This is a genomic window from Thalassospira xianhensis MCCC 1A02616 (assembly GCF_003326475.1).
Lineage (GTDB): Bacteria > Pseudomonadota > Alphaproteobacteria > Rhodospirillales > Thalassospiraceae > Thalassospira > Thalassospira xianhensis.
In genome coordinates this window covers 271,184-289,506 of the sequence record NZ_JPWA01000001.1, presented here as the reverse complement: position 1 = coordinate 289,506, position 18,323 = coordinate 271,184, and the positions used below count along the sequence as shown (strand labels likewise).

General features: G+C 50.9%; 20 protein-coding genes. 13 read left to right on the top strand and 7 right to left on the bottom strand.

All coding sequences use genetic code 11. The features are described 5' to 3' along the window. The first annotated feature begins 63 nt into the window (after positions 1-63). Positions 64-417 carry a hypothetical protein gene (locus TH5_RS01700; RefSeq protein ID WP_114120399.1) on the top strand — a complete coding sequence of 118 codons (354 nt, stop codon included), beginning with the start codon at positions 64-66 and terminating at the stop codon, positions 415-417. Between the two features lie 5 nt (positions 418-422). Here TH5_RS01700 and TH5_RS01695 read toward each other — a convergent pair whose 3' ends face one another. The 6 genes from TH5_RS01695 to TH5_RS01670 form a co-directional block, all read right to left on the bottom strand. Continuing rightward, complete coding sequence (locus TH5_RS01695; RefSeq protein ID WP_114120397.1) at positions 423-1,226, bottom strand: Fic family protein; 804 nt, start codon at positions 1,224-1,226, stop codon at positions 423-425. Positions 1,227-1,349: 123 nt separating this feature from the next. Beyond that, positions 1,350-2,039 (bottom strand): hypothetical protein, encoded by a 690-nt coding sequence (locus TH5_RS01690; protein WP_114120395.1) that lies wholly within the window; start codon positions 2,037-2,039, stop codon positions 1,350-1,352. An 89-nt stretch (positions 2,040-2,128) separates the two neighbouring features. Beyond that, on the bottom strand, positions 2,129-2,392 hold the full coding sequence (locus TH5_RS01685; RefSeq protein ID WP_114120393.1) for a hypothetical protein: 264 nt from the start codon (positions 2,390-2,392) through the stop codon (positions 2,129-2,131). Between the two features lie 532 nt (positions 2,393-2,924). Then, positions 2,925-4,088, bottom strand: coding sequence for a glutathionylspermidine synthase family protein (locus TH5_RS01680; RefSeq protein WP_114120391.1), 1,164 nt, complete (start codon positions 4,086-4,088; stop codon positions 2,925-2,927). Between the two features lie 72 nt (positions 4,089-4,160). Beyond that, entirely contained in the window at positions 4,161-4,856 is a 696-nt protein-coding gene (locus tag TH5_RS01675) for a PspA/IM30 family protein (RefSeq protein ID WP_114120389.1), read from the bottom strand. A 39-nt stretch (positions 4,857-4,895) separates the two neighbouring features. Then, positions 4,896-5,558, bottom strand: a complete 663-nt coding sequence (locus TH5_RS01670) for a YjfI family protein (protein ID WP_167443429.1) — start codon at positions 5,556-5,558, stop codon at positions 4,896-4,898. A 114-nt stretch (positions 5,559-5,672) separates the two neighbouring features. On the opposite strand from TH5_RS01670, the gene TH5_RS01665 reads away from it, so the two are divergent. The 12 genes from TH5_RS01665 (at position 5,673) to TH5_RS01605 (ending at position 17,837) form a co-directional block, all read left to right on the top strand. After that, complete coding sequence (locus TH5_RS01665; protein ID WP_114120385.1) at positions 5,673-6,719, top strand: potassium channel family protein; 1,047 nt, start codon at positions 5,673-5,675, stop codon at positions 6,717-6,719. A 2-nt stretch (positions 6,720-6,721) separates the two neighbouring features. Then, positions 6,722-7,360 carry a DUF2491 family protein gene (locus tag TH5_RS01660; RefSeq protein ID WP_114120383.1) on the top strand — a complete coding sequence of 213 codons (639 nt, stop codon included), beginning with the start codon at positions 6,722-6,724 and terminating at the stop codon, positions 7,358-7,360. An 18-nt stretch (positions 7,361-7,378) separates the two neighbouring features. Then, the gene (locus tag TH5_RS01655; RefSeq protein ID WP_114120381.1) at positions 7,379-7,801 is read left to right on the top strand and encodes a DUF350 domain-containing protein; all 423 of its coding nucleotides are present in this window, start codon (positions 7,379-7,381) and stop codon (positions 7,799-7,801) included. Between the two features lie 25 nt (positions 7,802-7,826). Further along, positions 7,827-8,489 carry a DUF1190 domain-containing protein gene (locus TH5_RS01650; RefSeq protein WP_114120379.1) on the top strand — a complete coding sequence of 221 codons (663 nt, stop codon included), beginning with the start codon at positions 7,827-7,829 and terminating at the stop codon, positions 8,487-8,489. A 438-nt stretch (positions 8,490-8,927) separates the two neighbouring features. Then, positions 8,928-12,455 carry a DEAD/DEAH box helicase gene (locus TH5_RS01640; protein ID WP_114120375.1) on the top strand — a complete coding sequence of 1,176 codons (3,528 nt, stop codon included), beginning with the start codon at positions 8,928-8,930 and terminating at the stop codon, positions 12,453-12,455. Positions 12,456-12,569: 114 nt separating this feature from the next. After that, complete coding sequence (locus TH5_RS01635) at positions 12,570-13,298, top strand: thermonuclease family protein (RefSeq protein ID WP_097052787.1); 729 nt, start codon at positions 12,570-12,572, stop codon at positions 13,296-13,298. A gap of 42 nt (positions 13,299-13,340) precedes the next feature. Then, positions 13,341-13,655: a hypothetical protein gene (locus TH5_RS01630; RefSeq protein WP_097052786.1), complete on the top strand. Its 315-nt coding sequence runs from the start codon at positions 13,341-13,343 to the stop codon at positions 13,653-13,655. Between the two features lie 617 nt (positions 13,656-14,272). Further along, on the top strand, positions 14,273-15,391 hold the full coding sequence (locus tag TH5_RS01625; RefSeq protein ID WP_114120371.1) for a replication initiation protein: 1,119 nt from the start codon (positions 14,273-14,275) through the stop codon (positions 15,389-15,391). Then, the gene (locus TH5_RS01620; RefSeq protein WP_147250031.1) at positions 15,388-16,524 is read left to right on the top strand and encodes a hypothetical protein; all 1,137 of its coding nucleotides are present in this window, start codon (positions 15,388-15,390) and stop codon (positions 16,522-16,524) included. The genes TH5_RS01625 and TH5_RS01620 overlap by 4 nt, the downstream gene beginning before the upstream one ends. A gap of 67 nt (positions 16,525-16,591) precedes the next feature. Further along, positions 16,592-17,104, top strand: a complete 513-nt coding sequence (locus TH5_RS25245; protein ID WP_142994558.1) for a hypothetical protein — start codon at positions 16,592-16,594, stop codon at positions 17,102-17,104. A gap of 84 nt (positions 17,105-17,188) precedes the next feature. Next, positions 17,189-17,566, top strand: a complete 378-nt coding sequence (locus tag TH5_RS01610) for a hypothetical protein (protein ID WP_142994557.1) — start codon at positions 17,189-17,191, stop codon at positions 17,564-17,566. A 49-nt stretch (positions 17,567-17,615) separates the two neighbouring features. Continuing rightward, positions 17,616-17,837 carry a hypothetical protein gene (locus TH5_RS01605; RefSeq protein WP_097052781.1) on the top strand — a complete coding sequence of 74 codons (222 nt, stop codon included), beginning with the start codon at positions 17,616-17,618 and terminating at the stop codon, positions 17,835-17,837. 90 nt (positions 17,838-17,927) lie between these two features. On the opposite strand, the gene TH5_RS25425 is transcribed toward TH5_RS01605, so the two are convergent. Continuing rightward, positions 17,928-18,245 (bottom strand): HesB/IscA family protein, encoded by a 318-nt coding sequence (locus TH5_RS25425; protein WP_167443428.1) that lies wholly within the window; start codon positions 18,243-18,245, stop codon positions 17,928-17,930. Between the last annotated feature and the right edge of the window lie 78 nt (positions 18,246-18,323).

Sequence of the window (18,323 nt, the reverse complement as noted above, 5' to 3'; positions counted from 1 at the left end):
CCGCGACTGAGTTACTCGGGATGAAATCACCTTAAATACCTGCACAGAAGAGGAAGTGAGCTAATGAGTTTGGATGAATTTGAGGTGCCTCGGTGCAAGCTCCAGGGAATACTGAACGATTTTCAATCAGGACTCCTCGAGTATGACGAAAGCGATGTGTCATTATCCGACATTCTGAAGTATGGCGTTCAACATTGGAAAGATACCTTCGAAAGGCATGCTTCGGCGGGTGACCGCGAAGGTGCACACGATGCTCTGGAAAAATGTGCGGCCAGCCTGAAAAGCGACGTGGATAGCGGGTGTTTGACGTGCAATAGCGCTGACTTCGACATTCATGACTACTTCGATACGGTCATCAACCCTCTATTTTCGGCACTAGACCGCCCCACCGCCGTGTCAGGCGGTCCTGCACCGTAATCTTGCTAGGGCTTCATATCCGGCTCTGGAGAGGCATCATTCACCACGTTGTGTTTCACACCAGGTTGAACCAGTGAAACATAGGTATCAAGTGACCTTTGAACGGCTCCGCCGATCATTCTTGTGATTTTGTCATAGGAACCAGTTGAACACGCTTCATCAAGTGCGTTGTAGTAATCCAGCCGGTCCTCCTTGCGCAGAATAGCTGGCGGATATCCGAATTTCATCAGCTCAAAGTTCATAAGCAGACGTCCGGTCCGGCCGTTACCATCCACAAACGGATGCACTTTCACAAATATCGTGTGCAGCTTGGCCGCGCGCTCCACAGGGTGAAGCTGCTTGGCCTTCTCATACCAGGTCATCATCTCCCGCATTTTGTCCTCGACGAGGAGATAGTCTGGCGGCGTTATGCTGGCACCGGAGATAACCACGTTCTCACGACGATATTTCCCGGCCCCTTCCCCATCGATCCCTTTCAACACCAGAGCGTGAATGTTCTTGATCTGCCATTCGCTTAAGTCTTCCTGGTCAGCGACAATACCCTCAACGTAATTGATGGCTTCACGATGGTTTATGGCTTCAAGGTGCTCTACCAGAGATCTTCCGCCAACGGTAATCCCTTCAAGGACAACCTTGGTTTCCCGCAAGGTGAGAGTGTTTCCCTCAATGGCATTTGAGTGATACGTCCACTCCAGGTGCAGTTTATCACGCAAGGAAGCGACGGTGTGCTTCGGCAGCGGTCGGACGGCATCAATCTGAGCCTTGGACGCATCAAGAGCTTCCAGCAACATTTTCATTTCTCGTGTCATAACTCTGCACCTATAGGTCCGACCGACTGAATTTCTGACGCTAACATCTTGCTTTGTATACTAACATTTCAAATGTTAACGACCCAATTCGGTTGTTATTGTTTTCACATAGCCCCGACTAATTTAGCGGCCGAACGACACTTGGTTGGGCTTTGGCCCTTCTTCCATTTGCTTTGAGTTGAACCAAGAATCCCAACATGCTTCATCCAGATCGCTGAATACAAATCCATCATCAGCCAAGTCAGCTTTCAGGTACAGACTTCCGTCGAGAGTATCGTTGTACTCAACAACTCTCATCGGATGCCAGTCAATCACAACGCACACCCGGCTGTCAGTTTTCCGCATCTGCTCTCTCATGGATATGCACAATGCGTCATAACTTTCACCAACGACTCCCAGAGCTTTGTCGTGACCATTCCTTGAACCGGCAATGGAACGCAGCGAAAGGCAACCATCAGAAATAAGCCCCTGATATCGCTGCCGCTCTTCCGCCACAACTTCTTCTGCATCGCTATACATCAATCCGAAGTACTCGGGCAGCTTTCGGGTCAAACTGCAATAGCCTTGCATGGAGCTCACCCTTTTGGACTGATAGTCAACAACCACCACACCATAGTGAACCGGCGCAAAAGTCTCCGCAGGCTGACTTTTGGTATCAAGGAACTTACGAATGCCTGCTTCATCGCCGGTGATGAAAGTCTGCCCAATCATGAGGTTCAAGACCCTCTTTTGAATAAGCCGCTGGCTGACTTCGCCATTACCAAACCTGACGACCAAAGTCAGCGTATCACTCTCAAAATCACAGTCTTTCATCGAAAACCTCAAAAGCTACAATAACCTATAGGTAGCTGCACTCTTAACTGTTCTCTGGCAAGCGACCAGCTCGTTAGTTTGGATAACGGTCAAGATCCCGTTCGATCACCATTGAGAACTTGAAGCACCCATGGTTGGTAGGTTTGCAGGCAGAGCTTCATCAGCGCGACAGGACAGACTTCAAGAAGCTTGGCGACTTCCTGGACACGTTCCAAAGGCAGTTTGGCCTGGCCGCGTCTAAGCATCGAAACCATGTTCCCGCTTTGCAAACCTAACTTCATACCGACAAACGCATTTGTGTAATCGAGATGGTGAATTCGCTCATTAATGAGTTTAGAGACGTCATCAGGCATTGCTGCTCCATTAACTGAGGTGGCACTGAATTGATATAGCGCCGACGACACCGATATTTGCAAAAACAGCCGATTTTTTGATGATAGGTCTCTCGAGGTGGGAAAACTCCGTCGGAACATGGCAAACCGAGAAAGAAGTGTCACCCGAAGCAGATTGCCCGGAAAGCCCCAATTCTCGCCAAGATTAACTGACTAGTTCTGACCAGGTAAAAGACGGCACTGAATCGAGTGCTACGAGACAGAAACGGGTATCGGAAATCTCACTGTCGCAGATTACAATGAAACGGCCTGGCCTTACCGGAGATTTGAGGACATGCACGCCATGGATATTTAGGAGTCCCGCGGTTACTTCAGCTCTGTCATCAGCCTTTGTGTGACAAACATAGCGTTTGTAGACTGCCATTTCGGGGTCCCTCCTGCTTCAAATCCCGTCAGGCATTAACGCCTAGATGTCATGCCAATAACACTGCTGAAACTCTCCTCGCTTGTTGAAATGTTATGCTGAGCTTGATTTCAGAAGCCTTAATCAAGCTCAAAACAGAACAATATGTGGCACAAATCGGCTGGTATCTTTTGTAATCTGACCACTGTCCTCTCGCATGCCGATCCCTGCAAAATCAGTGCCGACGATCCAGGCACCGACGACCGGATAGTTGCCATCCAATTCGGGCAATGGCGAGTACTCTTGGAGCACGAAGCATTCTTCCAGTACGGCTCCTTCGGTGTTTTCCAGAACTGACCCGTTTTCAACAATTTGAACTGCTGTCCCTTCGCGCGAAAACATTGGTTTGCGAACAAATGAAGAGCCCAAATCGGTCTTATCGGCGTCCGATTCAAAATATGCTGGTAGCAGGGTCGGATGGCCGGGGAAAAGATGCCAAAGAAGTGGCAGAAGCCCCTTGTTCGAAAGAACAGCCTTCCAGACAGGCTCAATAAAGGTGACCTCCGAACCCGGGAGGAAACTGCTGAATTCCTCCCGGAACATGAATTCCCACGGATACATCTTAAACAAGCTGTCGATGACAACAGAATTCTGGTCTGCGAAGCGCCCTTCCCGGTCTACACCGATAGCGTCAATCGGGACATAGTGATGAATCAGCCCTGCGCGAAAGGCGCATGCTTCCAAATATCGTAGCGTGCCTCGATCCTCAACGTTTCCATCCACACCGGTGAAATGCACATGGCACCCGGGCGAGAACATTTCCTTGAATCTGGCGACAATCGCCTCTTCCAACCAGTTCGCCTGTCGGGATGCTTCAGGGAGTTGTCCGAGAAAGAATAGATCGTGGAGCCACATAGACTGCATCCGGCCGGATTCAAGAATGGAGCCTGGTGTATCCGCGTTGTATTCAAGCAGTTTTGCTGGCTTGACGCCATCATAAGCAAAGTCAAATCGGCCAATAAGTTCGCGTTCGCCTCCTGTCCATGAATGAACAATCATATCCCAAAACTGTTCAGGGATACGCAGCTTATTCAACCATTCTTCGGAACGCAGGGCAAAGTCAACGGCTTCACGACACATCTCGTGCAGCTCCTTCGCCGGTCGCCGGATATCTCGCTCCACCTGTTCAATGGTGAACTCGTAGCGATGCGCTTCGTGCCAGTAATCCTGTCCATACATGGTATGAAAGTTGAAGCCGATATCTTCGGCTGTTTTTCGCCAATCTGGCCGCTCAAACGATACTGCGCGCTTCATTGTTTCACCCTTGAAAAGATGGAACGGGGGAGATAACCCCTCCCCCGTTCTGTTGGTTTTGCCTTGCGGCCTTTACTTCGCGGCCTCAGCCCGAAGGCGGGCAAGCACATCACTGCCTGACGATGAAGTCGAACCGATCCCTGCGGCTGCCAGTTTCGCATCAAGCGACGAACCACTTTCCTGCGCATCAAGATCTTCGGCCGCCTCAAACATGGCTTTGCGCTGCCTCTGCTTTTCCTGAATGCGGCTGAGACTTGCTGCGGCAGAACCCAGGGCACTGTTGACGCCTGCCCGCTGTGAAGCCACCGACGACTGCGCCCGCTGCACCGCTTCAGTAGCCTTGACGTTGTCAACCTGCTGTTTGGTCTGTTCGAGCTTGGCCGTGATGTTTTTCAGCGTTGTCGCAATAGCTGCTTCGTTGCTCACCAGCTGTTCAAGAACGACGGTTTCGGTCGAAAGGCGGGCTTCGAGCGCCGCGACATGGTCCGCGGTTTCGTTCAACAGGTCTTCCTGACCACCCTTGTCAAGCAGCCCTTTCGTGATGCCGAGATACTTGTCCAGGTCCTTCTGAAGGTCAGAAACTTCCTGCTGCTTGAGCTTGCGCTTTGCCGTAATGGCTGTCTGCGCCACCCGAGCGGAGCGGATGGCTTCATTCGCATCACGGATTTCCTGATCAAGAATACGGATTGCCTGTGTATCGGCAATCGCTTCACCGACTTCGGTGGCACCGCCACGGGCGGCAGTAAACAGACGTTTGAGAAGGGACATTGTATGTAAACTCCAGATTTCTTCAATGAGTGGCGGACGTTAGGCGGCTTGCTGAACCATCAGGTCGGCCAAGAGTTCGGTAACGACTTCAACTGCATTGTTTGCGATTGTGCGAACTTCAGTTACGAAGGCCGAAATCGGTGAACGAGCCGACATGGCACCAAAAATCTCGTACCATTCTTCGCCCGCGACCGTGGTGATGCCGAAAGCAGAAAGAGGCAGAATGGTTTTGTGATTACGGAGCATCATCCCTTCGAGTTCAGCTTGCTCGGCGATGTCGGAACGCTTGCACAGGAGTACGGAGGTCAAAATCTGCTCTTCAACGACACTGACATACAGTTCGATATCGCCAAATTCATTCGCCGTGACTTTCAGAACCGGCGATGCACCGTCGACAATTTCGACCTTGAACTCTTCGCTGTCAATCAACGAGCTTTCTTCGAACGCTGTTTTAAGCGAGGCGGTGGTCCATGGGGATTCAATATTCTGCATTTTATCCTTGCCTGTGTTTGTTTGAAGGAGTTCTTTTCCATCGGCGGGTGACAGTAAAACTACCGCCCCCCGGCGAATTGCGTCTGCGACATGATGGATTAACGTCACTTTGCTTGCGGGTACCCGCACTTGCGTTCTTTCAAGACCATTTTCCTGCTGCTTCTTCAGCCAGCGGTCGTGTCTGGCCCTTTTTCCTTTTGACTGGGGCATGTGTTTTCCATATCGGTAAGCGTCGCCGGTGACCATTCTATATACCGTCGCCGTCGATGTTGACAAGGAGAATTTTACCTGATAAACGAAATAATCCTTGGAAGGAGAATATCCGTGAAGAATAAGTCTGAATTTGTTCAGAAAGCTTTGTTTAAGCTTTATCTCCGCATCTGTGACATGTCGTGGAACGTCCTGTTTATGGTATGGATTGGGCACATGGCTGCGAGCAAAGTGCTTTACATGCTCATAGGAGACCCCTTCGTCGACGACCCAATTGATTTTCTTTATTTCTACCAAACCACTGCAACAACGGTTGGATATGGGGACCTTTCTCCGTCAACCGCTGGCGGCAAATTAGTAACCATTGCTTTCGTCCAGCCTGGCGCCATTGCGCTTTTCACCACTGTGGTGGCCAAGGGCATTTCGACGTTGGCAGGAGTATGGAGAGCGCGCATGGAAGGCAGAGGCGACTTTCGCACTGTGGACGGAGCGACCGTAATTGTCGGGTATCATTACGCTCGTACGAAAAAAATGATCCGGGAACTCCTTGATGGCGGTCAGCAGGCTTCAAAAATCATCGTGCTTGCCACGGAAGAAGTAATGCTCGACCAAGAGTTTGTCCGCTATATCCGAGCCGAGACTTATGACAATGTCGAAGGATTGCGTCGATCAGGATGCCAAAATGCGGCGCAGGTAATTGTCGACACCGGAAACGATGCTGTAAACAGTGCCGTGGCTATGGCGGTTCGTTCAATCAATACAAGCGCGCATATGGTCGCCTATATTGAGGACGAAGCACACGCATCCATCCTCGAGCACACGATTACAGTCGACTGTCTCTCGTCGCATCAGGCTGAAATGCTGGTGCGTGCGGTGCAAGACCCGGGCCTTTCAGTGGTCATGACGGCCCTGCTCAGTGCATCCAATAGCAGCACAATTTTTTCTGTTGTTGTTCCTGACGCAGTTGAAGTCACAGCCGACTGGCTCAGGCAGCGTTTGCACCAACTCTGCAAGGGGACACTGCTTGCTGTTGAAAGAAATTCGACTGTTGATTTCCATGTGACCGGCGATGCGTTGCCCGCGGGCACCCGTGTCTATTTCGTCTCCCCTCACCGCCTGTCAGACAAAGACATTGGCTGGCAAGCAAAGAAGGCGGCATAACCATGTTTGGATGGCTGAAATCAAAGAAAAAGGAAGAGCCCGCTGCTAAGGTTCTGCCGGAAATCAGTGGTCTGGCTCTCGGATACACTGTTCAAATCGATCCACTTTTGGGCAAAATCCAACCCGAAGGTTCCCTGTTCGAACTGGAAGACGCCACAATGGTGCTGGAAGGGCACGGGATCGCCGATATGGGTGATGGGACTTTCATCCATCGCTTCTACGGTGAAACTGTCAACTTCATCCAGTTCATGGTGCAGAACGGTGCAGCGGAAGGCGATGACGCCATTTTGTTCTTCACCAAGCATGTGTTCCACCCTGGGTCTGAAAATGACTGGAATGAGCATCTAGATCGCATGAAACAGGTTTCTTACAAACTGCGGTCAGGGGAAACGTTTGACCGGTTCTGGTTTGACGATTCCGAAAAGGCTGAAGACCCCGTCCAGTTCCTCGAAACTGTCTGGACATCTGGGGAAAGACATGTCGGCCGTGACTGTCAGCAAATTTGCATGATGTTCCGGCGTGAACTTGAAGACGGCTCACCTGAACTTTTGCTTGTGAATGCCGAAATTGATGACCGCGGCGATCGGAGTGTTTCCCTCCTCGTTGGCGTTCCGCTCTCAACCGCACAGTATTCCGTGTAAGAAAAGGACTTCCGAACCATGAATCTCTATTTCGCAGCACTGCTTGACTCTCTGTCGGCTCTCCTGCCATTCACTCTCCAGTTTTTCCCGGCACTTATCTTGGTGTTGCTGCTCATGAAGCTCTACACCATGTTCACTCCGCACAACGAAGGCCAGCTTATTGGTGACAATAATCTGGCAGCAGCCACAAGCTATGGCGGTACGCTCATTGGCTTTGGTCTGCCTGTGGCATCAGCCCTCATTGACTCGGTCAGCTTCATCGACGCAATGGTTTGGGTTGTCGTTGCCGGACTGGTTCAGCTTGGAACCTTCATCATCTTCCGTATGTTCCATAGTTCGATCTCGGATGACATCAACAATGGAAAAATCGCCCCGGCGCTGAAGCTGGCCGCCGTCTCCGTCCTGGTCGGTATGCTGAATGCCGCCAGCATGACGTACTGATTCTGTCACCCGAAAGGATAACGTTATGAAACGTGCATCTCACATCAAAGCTGCACTCTTTGCGACGACAGCTCTGGTTCTTGTCGCTTGCGGCCCTGACGAGCAGGCCTCGAACGACACTGTCCGTGCCATGGCCATGGAAGTGAAGGAGCCATACTCCAGCGTCGCAGACTGCGTCGAAAAGTCCCAGTACCTTACCGAGGCTGGCTGTGAACGCGTTATGGCTAACCTACCGGTTCCATCCATCACTGAGCCGGAGCCAAAGTTCAACAGCCGCCAGGAATGCGAGCAGGTTTATGGCGTTGGCGAATGCGGTGGGCCGGGAGCCCGGAATTCTGATAGTGGCGGCGACTTCTGGACTCCTTTTCTTGTCGGCATGATTGTTTCCGATGCTCTTGACGACATTGGTGACCGTAACCGCTATCGCGACGACCGGTACCGCAGCAACTACGGCACCCAGCCGTATGTAAGCCCGAAAACTGCGTCGAAAGCTACATCCACGGTTAACAGTTCGACCTCGAGCAGCAAACCGTCGACATCGGTGACCAGTCTGACCAAAAAGACTTCGTCATACACACCTCCCAAACCGCCGAAGCCGGTCGCCAAAACGACACGAACGAATGTTGTGAAATGGAAAGGCTTCGGTGGCAGCAGCAGCCGCTCATTTGGCCGTTCAAGCATGGGTTAAACCCCAAAAGCTGTCGAGCTAACGAGAATAGAGGGCCATCGGATATCTGATGGCCCTCTATCTGTTTTCTTAAGAGGATTTCTTAGAAAGATGGTTCTACAGTCTGAAAAGAAACGATAATTCTTTCATCTAGGATTTCGAACTTCGAGGAATGAGTGTGCGATCTTATGCTCGATATAGGTGTGGAAGGACAAATTTACGTGCGAAATAGGTTTAATTCCGAAATTTCATCTGCTAAAGATTCCAGAAGGTCAGAGTGCCTTTGGGGGCGTACTGACTGCATCTGCGAGTTGTAGCCACGGTGTTCCATATGATTTCCGACTTCCGCGGACAGTTTGTAATACCGCCTCACCGGCAATGCGCGCCCTCGATAATACTGCATCGAGGGTTTTTCTATTCCTGCGGGGAACGCCTTGAACAAGGACTCTGTGAGCATCCATGAATGTTGAAATGCCGTCATCTTCCGACGATTTCGAAGAAGTCACCCTTCCCGAGTTGATTGATTTTTCAAATCTCGAAGTCCCAGCCAGACCAAGTGAGCCGGATACGGTATCCTCTGTACTCAAATCGTGGATTGCTCTTGAGGTTTTGTCACCGACGCTCCCGTTCGAAAAACCGAAGGAGCTAACAGACAGGAAACCTCACGATGTGTTTCCGCTGAACAACGGGCCACTCCCCTGGGAAGGCAAGGTTGATAAATGCTCCCAGCGCCAGCATTGCAGACAGGGTGAATGTGCACAAGCGGCAGACGATGAGTTTTCCAATGGGTGCGTAGACAACGTCGTTTTCTTTGAGATCGTTCTTGGCAGTATACCTTTAGCACCCGCAACCCGACAGATAATTGATGTTTACGGCCCCAGTGCATCTGATGCGAAGCTGAATATCGGCAGCAAAAAGTCCGTTATCGCCACCGCAGTTGTAAATGAACACGGTCACATCGTTGACGTTGGAGTCAGCTCATTTGCATGGGGCTTGCCCATGGCACTGGACCATAAACTTGGTGTTTTGTCTGAATGGACATCGGCCGAAGAAAACATCAAGCTAAAGCTCAAGGAAATCTTTCGGGGATCTAACGAAGAAGGCGATGAGAAGCCGGTAACGCGTAAAGTAATCAAGGCGGCGTTCGAGTGGATGCTAGACCAGTGCTCATTACGTGACCGTGGACTTAACATTCTAGAGCCTTCATTTTGCCTGCGTCGAAATTTCAAAAAAGGCGAATCAGTATCCAGCAACAGTTCGATATTGAACTCGTTCTTCATAACCGACCTCGAACTTCTCCTGAGAAAAGTGGACAAGGGGGAGGAACTGCCCAAGGGGGTCAACGACTTTCTAGGTCTTTCCCCTGCCCCTGAGAACCCCAAAGACCTGTTACGTGACCACGAAGCGATCAGACAGGCTGTACATCCCGACTATATGCCCCATTGCAAGTGGCCAGGCTTTCCGCTTGTGCTGCTCCAACAGGCAGCCGTAAACATCGCCCAGCATGAATTGAAGGGCAAGGATGGCCTGATGGCTGTCAACGGTCCTCCTGGAACTGGAAAGTCTACTCTTCTTCGCGATATTGTTGCCGAGCGGATTTATGAGCGTGCATGCGCCATGGTGAAGTTCAGTGACCCATCCCAAGCTTTTGGCGCGACCGGCGTCAAAATAACCTTCGGCTCGTCAGATAATTCGTCCGATGGTACTCAAAAGTCTGGGGCGTTTGAGGTTTTCGGTCTTGATAAAAGCCTCACGGGACATGAAGTCGTCGTAGCCTCGAGCAACAACAAAGCAGTCGAAAACATCTCGATGGAGCTTCCTGAGATGTCGGCCGTAAATGGAAGTGATGTCCGCTACTTCAAGTCCGTCAGCGACTGGCTGTATAATGAACCACCCATCCCAGTGAAAAAGCGGAACTCGAACAACATGCGCAAATGGATGACGTCCATTGTCGCGAACGGGTATCGAGATCTGGAGCGGAACACCTGGGGATTGATTGCTGCCCCACTCGGAAAATCGGCCAATAGACGCAAGTTCCTGGATAAAATCTATTTTGACCGGGAATGCGGATTGAGAGCTTACCTCAAAGCGTTGATTGAGCTCGATGGTGGCTACTTAACCGAAGATACGACGCCAACGGTCGCGCATATTGAGGGACTTCAGCCTTACCCAATACGTAAAGCGGCCTGGAAAGATGCCTGCACTAAATTCACGTCGCTTCAGGATGACATTATCGGCGAAATCAATCTTATCAAAAAGGCTGCAAATGCCCACTCAGAATTAAACGAAACACGTGAGCGCATTTCTGAGATTGATGCAGAGATTATCGAACAGACCCAGCGCCTAAAAGCTGACCCGGCTGGGGATATTGCCTATTCGAACCGGCTCAAGGAACTTAACGATCACTTATCTGATCTGGTTGATGAAGTTGCAGCCTGCGAGCGCGCGCGCCCGGGTATGATAGCGATGTTCTTTATGACAAAGCCTGCCAAGACCTGGAAGGCAGAGTTCCACCGCATTCTCAATACCAAAGCGGCCACGGAGAAGAAAATCCGTGATATCCAGCGAGAAATCCGCGAGCGTGAAGAACAGCAACTTGAGGCTCATTCAAAAAGCGAACGATTGAAGGCCGAACGAGACGAATTGATACTGGCCTCCCGTAGGCTGCTAAACAATATCAGTGTCTACAAGGAAAAATACGGCACCTCCTTTGTCGATGAGGAGTTCTTTGAACAGGGACATGACAGATACAATCGAATTTCACCTTGGGCGTATGAGGAACTCAACGAACGGCGTCACAAACTATTCAAGGCTGCCCTTGATGTGCACCGATGTTTCATTCTGATGGCGCCACGGCAGATGCGAGCCTGCATGTCTGCTTTCCAGGCAATCTCCAGCGGGTATCCGGTAGATGCGGAACTCAAACCGTTCGTCAAGGACATATGGTCGTCGATTTTTCTTATTGTACCGGTAATTTCAACGACCTTTGCTGCGGCCCCGCGCATGTTCAAGGACGTCGATCCCAATACTTTAGGCTGGCTCCTCATCGATGAAGCAGGTCAGGCATGCCCGCAACACGCTGTTGGCTCGATTATGCGCTTCAAGCGGACAATGGTGGTTGGCGATCCGCTACAAATCGAACCGGTCGTCATTTTGCCTGAGAAAGTGTCTCTGGCGCTTTGCAACAATTTCAGGGTCACCTTTGAACGTTGGTTTGCGCCAAAAGTGTCGGCGCAGGTGCTGGCCGACCGTTGCTCTCGCTATCAGGCAAAGTTCGAGACGGAAATAGGGTCGCGAATGGTAGGTATTCCGTTACTGGTGCATCGTCGCTGTCGCGAACCCATGTTCTCGATTTCCAACGCCATTGCCTATGACGACAAAATGGTCCATGCGGAGCCTGCGGAGAAACAGACTCTATTCAGGCAAACATGGGGACCATCAACGTGGTTTGACGTAAAGGGAAGCTCTGAGGATAAGTGGAGCAAAGCGGAGGGTCTCGCGCTTGTCGATCTTCTTATACGCCTGGCGGAAGCACCTACTCCTCAAAGCGAACCGGACCTTTATATCATCGCCAGCTTCCGGAAAGTGGCCGATGAGCTGCGTGATTTGCTTGATGCCGCTGAGAAAAAGCACTCGCTGATGACCAATATTGGCATAAAAAACACCACTCAGTTCCTTAGTAAAAGGGTTGGAACCATTCACACGGTCCAAGGTGGGGAAGCTGATAGCGTTGTCATGGTTCTTGGTGCTCCCGACGATAGTGAGGGCGGAGCACGGGAATGGGCATTCGGGAAAACTCCCAACATGCTTAATGTCGCTGTCTCGCGCGCAAAGCAGGACTTTTACGTCATCGGATCTTACAACGCATGGAGCTCGGTAGCATATGCTCCGCAGCTTGGAAGTCGACTGTTACGGGAAGCCTTCGTTTCGCGGCACCAAGAGATGAGACTCTCTATGTTTGAAAAGATTTCAATGTTCGACAAATAAAAAGCGCTCCAATGAACTCTGAGCTGTACACCTACACTATTCGGCTCAGAGTTTGTTTGCAGTTCTCCCGGTATTCAGCTTATCCTTTGAAGGTGGACCTTTCGGAAGGATAACATGAAAATCGGTAGCAAAACGGCCATCTCCATTGTGCTTCTTGGCGTGGCTTTTCTGGCGTGTCAGGCGAGCGCGCAGGTTATGCCCGGCCAAAGCCCGGCTGACGACCTGGATTTTACTTTGCCGCCAGCGTCTTCAGCTTTTGAACGGCTTGGTAGCCTCACCGGTGGGGTAGACAATTCTCCGGCCTTTCAGACGGCAGCTCCGACATCCATTCCCTCCGAGAAGGAGACCACCCCACCGATGCCACGGGAGCTATTACAACCGACAGAGAACGTGTCCTTATCCACGGCGACATCTGTTGAGGATACGGGAGAACCTCAGAAGAAAACACAACCTCTTATACCGGTTGGTTCTTGGGTGCAGGGGGTACCCTATATTGCCGACGCTGCTACTCTGATTTTCAAAGAAGGTCCGGTTCGTTTGCAAGGGGATTTGGTGTTTCCAGAGGCAGATAGGGTTTGTCAGATGAAACTGACTTCCTGGGACTGTGGACAGGAAGGCAAGCAGGTACTGGAATCCCTTGTTACCGCGCGAACCGGTGTAAGTTGCATCGTCATTTCGGCATTTGACACCGGTTTACCGATCGGACAATGCTTTAGCGGTGAAACCGACCTGTCGTCTTCCATGGTCCGGTCCGGGATGGTGAAAGCAAGAGCATTGATGTACCGCGCCGATATGCATTCGGCGATGGAGGCCAAAAGAGGTCTCTGGACAGACGGTTTATAAGAACCCGGGAAGGTACGGAAAGCCGAAGGAGAGAAAACTTAAATGAGCTATACGGTAGAAAGCTTGGAAGAAGCATTGTCCGACATCCGGGTTAACCATATGCCGGTTCCTGAAGCCTTCAAGTGGGGGCCGTCATACATTCGAGACGGTCTTTCCTTTGATCAATTTCGATTGGGTTGGCCTGAGCTTCCACTGGAACGCCGGATTGGACTTACGGCTCTGTTGATTGGCCCGTCCATCGCTGAAGCTAAGAGCCGGATAATCACATCGGCTTACAGAGACTTGTGCGTCAAGGGAGCCTTGGACCTCCACGAAGCCGGTGATAGTCCTTCGGACACCCCTGCCCTTAAACCGTAAAGAGGCCGGTTATTGGAAGGGAAAAGGTCGGGTGCCGGGTGATTGAACCACAATTGGGCTCTGCCCTTGGGATTCCTAACCATGGATTAAACGGAATCCTCCTATACCCATTTTGACTCCCCAATTTTTTTAAACGAGAGCTGACCCTTGCTAAAAGGAATCTCTCCAGGAGGGAATCCCTATAGGTTTTGAAGAAGGTTTCTCTTAGGAAGAAGACTCCTTTGGGGAATGAAGAATCTACAGATTTCGGTAAAACAGTGAATTTTACCCATACTGATTCTTTCATATTTTCGGGGTGTTTTTCCGTAATAAAAACAATAACTTACGGACTTACTTCACTACAGATCGCGCCGAACTTCACTACAGATCGCGCCGACAGGATATCGCTTTTAGATATTATCCTTCGACGTGTTTCGGTTTTCTTTCCGAGTCTCTAGCGGATTTTCGTTGGCTGAATGACGCTAACTTATTGAAGAATATCATGTTTGTAGGTTTGCCCTACAAAATGCGCCTAAGTTCACTACAAAAGAAGTCACCCTTCTGAGTAAACTTCCGAGTTGACTTTTCCTTAAATTGTAGGGATATTTTCCTTTAAATCAAAGGAGATCTTAAGGAAAATGGCAGATACAAAGCCGGTTGCCGTGTCGGCAGCACCACAACTCAATGATGCTTCGTTCAAAATGGCGGGCAAAGGCTTCGTTCATAAAGCCGAGCAGATTGTGTTTGCTCGCGAAAACGGTGAACTCGACCTGGTTGACCTGAAAATCTTCGATTATCTTTTGAACCGGGTGTACGGTGAATTGAAATCCGCTGCTGAAGGAGACATTCATCGTGTTCCGGTTTCGGATGTTCTGAACTACTTGCGTCATTCATCATCGGATCGGTTGCTCAAAAGTCTGCACCGGCTTGGTACGGTAGAGATCCTTATCAATTATGTCGATGAGGCCAATGTAGAGAACGAAGCGGTTGTCCACTACCTGTCATACAACCTATCCAAAGCGCATGATGGTTTCATTCACTTTGCCTTTGACCCCATTCTTCTGAAGTTTCTGCACAATCCAAAAGTGTTTGCGACCGTCTCCCTGCTGCACAATCGGAAATACCAGTCCAAACGTGGTAAGCGGCTGTATGACATTATGGCCATGTTCATCAATCGGAAATACCCGTGCTGGCAGCCGACCATTGAAGAGTTCCGTACAACGATGGCAGTCACCAATGAATATGAAAGGTTTGATAACCTGAAGCGCCGGGTGATTGAGGCGTCTGTCGACGAACTCAATCAGATTGCCCCGTTCTTTGTGACCGTCGAATATGTTCGGTCAGGCCGCGGTGGCAAGATTTCGTCATTGCTGTTCACTGCCAAGCCCAAAGGCCCATCCAATTTGCTTGAGATGCGGATGGTGGCAGATCCAATCGGTAAAGGCCGCAAGCACGTCAGGGACCCCCACACTGTCGATTTCGTAGATGGGCACACTGACTCTGAGAGAGACTATCTTCAGGTGTCTCAGGACGCTATGAAGCGTGCGGTGGACATGCTGCCTGACGGAGAGACCGTTGAGTTCTTCCTGGAACAGTGGTCTGAGAACATGCGTGGGCGTCAAGTTGGCGATGCCGACCGGAGTTTCCTGAACTGGCTGGAACTTGAACTGGCTAAACGAGCTGACAGCTCTATGGAAATTGTCCATAGCGATACGATCTTCAGTCTGCTTGAGCAATGGGAAGGCAGCAATCAGTGAAGCCAGTTATCGAGATTATCAAAAAGGCTTTGTCGCAGTTAACGGTTCGTCCGGAAACGAAACTCGAAGCGAATACACTTGCGACCGCTGCGGGTTGGCCAGGCGCCAGTAATGGGGAAAAGCTCTACAGCGAGTGGGTAAATGACCTGATTGTCTTTGCTGGTAAACCCTATTTCAAGAAGATGGCTTCAGACCCCGATACAAACTTCCTAGAATGGGCCAAAAGTCGGGTGGCGGACCCCTATCATGTCTCGTTTCGTGTTCATGACGCGGTTCGAAGCAAACATGGCGGTGACCTCGCTCTGAGCTTTTCTATGGTTCGCTGGAAGCAGGAAATCGCCTGGGCATACCGCATGCGTGCAAGCGACAATGACCGTATTTCGTTTCTGGCGGAAATGTTTCTCAAGGCGGCACAGCGTGACCCGGCCAAGCTCTTTACAGGGATTGTGGACATTTATCTCAGCGAGGCAGGGTTCGATCCAACCTATGCCAACACGCCATTTCATGAGCTCTCGGTGGACGACATCCGAGACGGACTGGTCGAAGACCGGTATTGGCAGCCCCTGTGGTTGCGGTTTGCAGAGCGAGAGTTTGGCCGGATGCTCAACGATATGCCGCGCGCGCGCCTTTCTGGCCTTGCCGCCGCTGTACGGGAAGCAGAGCTCCAGGACCGACAGGCCCGCCAGTTGGCAGCGCATGTGAGAAAGCTCAAACGCTGGAGGCCATCGCTGATGATGGGGGTTCTCTCCGTTGCGGCAAGCAAGCGGCTTAGCAGCGATGACATTGTGGTTGCCGAACAGAATTTCATCATGGAGGTGGAAGCCGGTCAAATCGACCTGACACGGGCAAATAAAGCTCCATGGCAGATTTTCCTGGCCCAGATCGGAAAGTGGGCTGGGGTTGCAAGTGCCCCTACTCCGGTTGAACGTCAGCGGCGTCTGGAGCTCGTGGTCAATCTTGACCCCTACTGGGCTGAACAACTGCCGGAGGACTTTATCCGGATGGGAGCTCGACATCAGAGCAAACTGTATGCCTGGTTCGATGAAATCGTGAAAACAGGAACTCGAGTTCCTCCCATCGATCCATCGGTTGATTATGGTATGTTCCTCGCCGAGCGTGTCGGCCATAGCTAACCCGGGCTGTATTGCAAGGTGGAGGGTTAAAGTCAGATATCCCTCCCCTTGCAAGTGCCGAGGCTCCATGAGACATGATTTTGACTCAACCGAATTGTTGCTCCGCCAACTCCCCCAATCAGCCAGGAATGAACACCTTATCTGGATGTTTGACACGGTCACCCGAAGTTATGAGGACTTCCCGGTTGATAAAGCCGCTCGATGGATCGGTTTCATTCATGGAAGCCTCAGGGAGCCTGTACTGCCAGAAGTTTGGTCGTCTCCTTCAAAAACGCGATCGCGTTGTTCACCAGTCTCCACCGCGACCGGCCACCTTGTTGCAAGATACCGTGAGATGGTAGCCGGTTATCAGGGTGATGCCCGGCCGCTAGTGACAGCGATATCCACGATGGAACGGGCCATTGATTATGCATCCGATGGCGAAATTGGTTTCTGGACTGGCTATCTTCAGGCGTTGCTCGTCGATGAAGGCTTGACCACTGTCGCGGCCGAACGTGAATACACGAGACCCGTATTTCATCAGGCATACCATTTTCAAGGAATATCCATCCCATTGTCCTTTTCGCCGCATAAATTATAAGGAAAATACTTCATATTCTCTTGACCGGTAAGACGAATTTATTTACAGACTGTAGCTCTGTGGTTTAAGGCAATGAGGTTCGTCTTGCTAGAAAATACCCAACAGATTACCACTCGGCTACATACCGACATGCTACTTGACGGTGTCATGGATCGAGCGCGTGGCAAGGGAGACAACCCTGTTAGCAAGGCGCATGACCGAATTAAGAACGCGGCGATCACTTTTGCGCTAACGGCGGCCCCAGGAGGTCACTGCCAAGTTCCGGTAGAAGGCTACGACGTGGTGTCCTCATTTTACAAAGAGGAAGTAAGCATCCGCATTTCGCATGGAGACCGGTTCATCTGCATTTCCGGCCCCAAAACCGAACCGTTGCTCTGGAAAGTAGACGAGATTGATGCCGAAGAGGCATTCGTTGTCGACATGCTAAAAAAAGTCGGACTTGGGTGGCGTCGCGGTCATTAAGTTGCCCGTTTAACAAAGACCGCCTTCAATACACGGAGGAATTCAGGGAATGTCAGACAACCAAGCTGGTGTGGCAAGAGGATTACAGGCTCGGCAAATTGCTGAACGAAACAGGCTTCAATGCCTTGCTGATGCCATGAAGTCCGATAAACCCGTAGGTGAGCTTTGTACTCTCCTGCGCGATTACGCGGCATTCCACGGTGAAAATCCGGCCTGGGCGATCAAAGAAGCGCTCAATTATTATCTGACAAGCCAGGCGGCTGCTGAGTGATCGTCAGAGGCTGGTTCTTTACGGGGCACCCCTCACCGGGAGCCAGCCATGACTTTCCCCGGTGAGGGGTGCTGCATCATCTTCTCCGGTTCAAACAGAGAATGATTGACCACACCCGCAACCGGATTTGGCGTTGGGATTTTTAACAGCCAGGCGGCTGCCGGTCATGTTGGTCTCCCAGTCGAGTGTAGCGCCTTCAAGCAGCTCCATAGATGCGGTGTCGACAAGCACCGATAAACCTTCAATCGGTTCGAGCAGGATGTCATCATCGTTCTTTGAGCTGTCGACAGCCATCTCGTACTGAAATCCAGAGCAGCCACCGCCACTAACACCCAGTCTGAAAAACTGTCCAGCAGGCACCTTTTGTTTGATTGTGCGGGCAGCAGTGTCCGTAATGTTCAAGCTCATGGGATGTCCTTTCGCTGTTCGGAAGAGAGTTGATAGAAAACTACGATATATTTCCTTGCTTGGATAGGGTTTTCCATT

Coding starts and splice junctions, on each gene's coding strand:
- TH5_RS01700 (WP_114120399.1), top strand. CDS start 64: ATGAGTTTGGATGAATTTGAGGTGCCTCGGTGCAAGCTCCAGGGAATA.
- TH5_RS01695 (WP_114120397.1), bottom strand. CDS start 1,226: ATGACACGAGAAATGAAAATGTTGCTGGAAGCTCTTGATGCGTCCAAG.
- TH5_RS01690 (WP_114120395.1), bottom strand. CDS start 2,039: ATGAAAGACTGTGATTTTGAGAGTGATACGCTGACTTTGGTCGTCAGG.
- TH5_RS01685 (WP_114120393.1), bottom strand. CDS start 2,392: ATGCCTGATGACGTCTCTAAACTCATTAATGAGCGAATTCACCATCTC.
- TH5_RS01680 (WP_114120391.1), bottom strand. CDS start 4,088: ATGAAGCGCGCAGTATCGTTTGAGCGGCCAGATTGGCGAAAAACAGCC.
- TH5_RS01675 (WP_114120389.1), bottom strand. CDS start 4,856: ATGTCCCTTCTCAAACGTCTGTTTACTGCCGCCCGTGGCGGTGCCACC.
- TH5_RS01670 (WP_167443429.1), bottom strand. CDS start 5,558: ATGCCCCAGTCAAAAGGAAAAAGGGCCAGACACGACCGCTGGCTGAAG.
- TH5_RS01660 (WP_114120383.1), top strand. CDS start 6,722: ATGTTTGGATGGCTGAAATCAAAGAAAAAGGAAGAGCCCGCTGCTAAG.
- TH5_RS01655 (WP_114120381.1), top strand. CDS start 7,379: ATGAATCTCTATTTCGCAGCACTGCTTGACTCTCTGTCGGCTCTCCTG.
- TH5_RS01650 (WP_114120379.1), top strand. CDS start 7,827: ATGAAACGTGCATCTCACATCAAAGCTGCACTCTTTGCGACGACAGCT.
- TH5_RS01640 (WP_114120375.1), top strand. CDS start 8,928: ATGAATGTTGAAATGCCGTCATCTTCCGACGATTTCGAAGAAGTCACC.
- TH5_RS01635 (WP_097052787.1), top strand. CDS start 12,570: ATGAAAATCGGTAGCAAAACGGCCATCTCCATTGTGCTTCTTGGCGTG.
- TH5_RS01630 (WP_097052786.1), top strand. CDS start 13,341: ATGAGCTATACGGTAGAAAGCTTGGAAGAAGCATTGTCCGACATCCGG.
- TH5_RS01625 (WP_114120371.1), top strand. CDS start 14,273: ATGGCAGATACAAAGCCGGTTGCCGTGTCGGCAGCACCACAACTCAAT.
- TH5_RS25245 (WP_142994558.1), top strand. CDS start 16,592: ATGAGACATGATTTTGACTCAACCGAATTGTTGCTCCGCCAACTCCCC.
- TH5_RS01605 (WP_097052781.1), top strand. CDS start 17,616: ATGTCAGACAACCAAGCTGGTGTGGCAAGAGGATTACAGGCTCGGCAA.
- TH5_RS25425 (WP_167443428.1), bottom strand. CDS start 18,245: ATGAGCTTGAACATTACGGACACTGCTGCCCGCACAATCAAACAAAAG.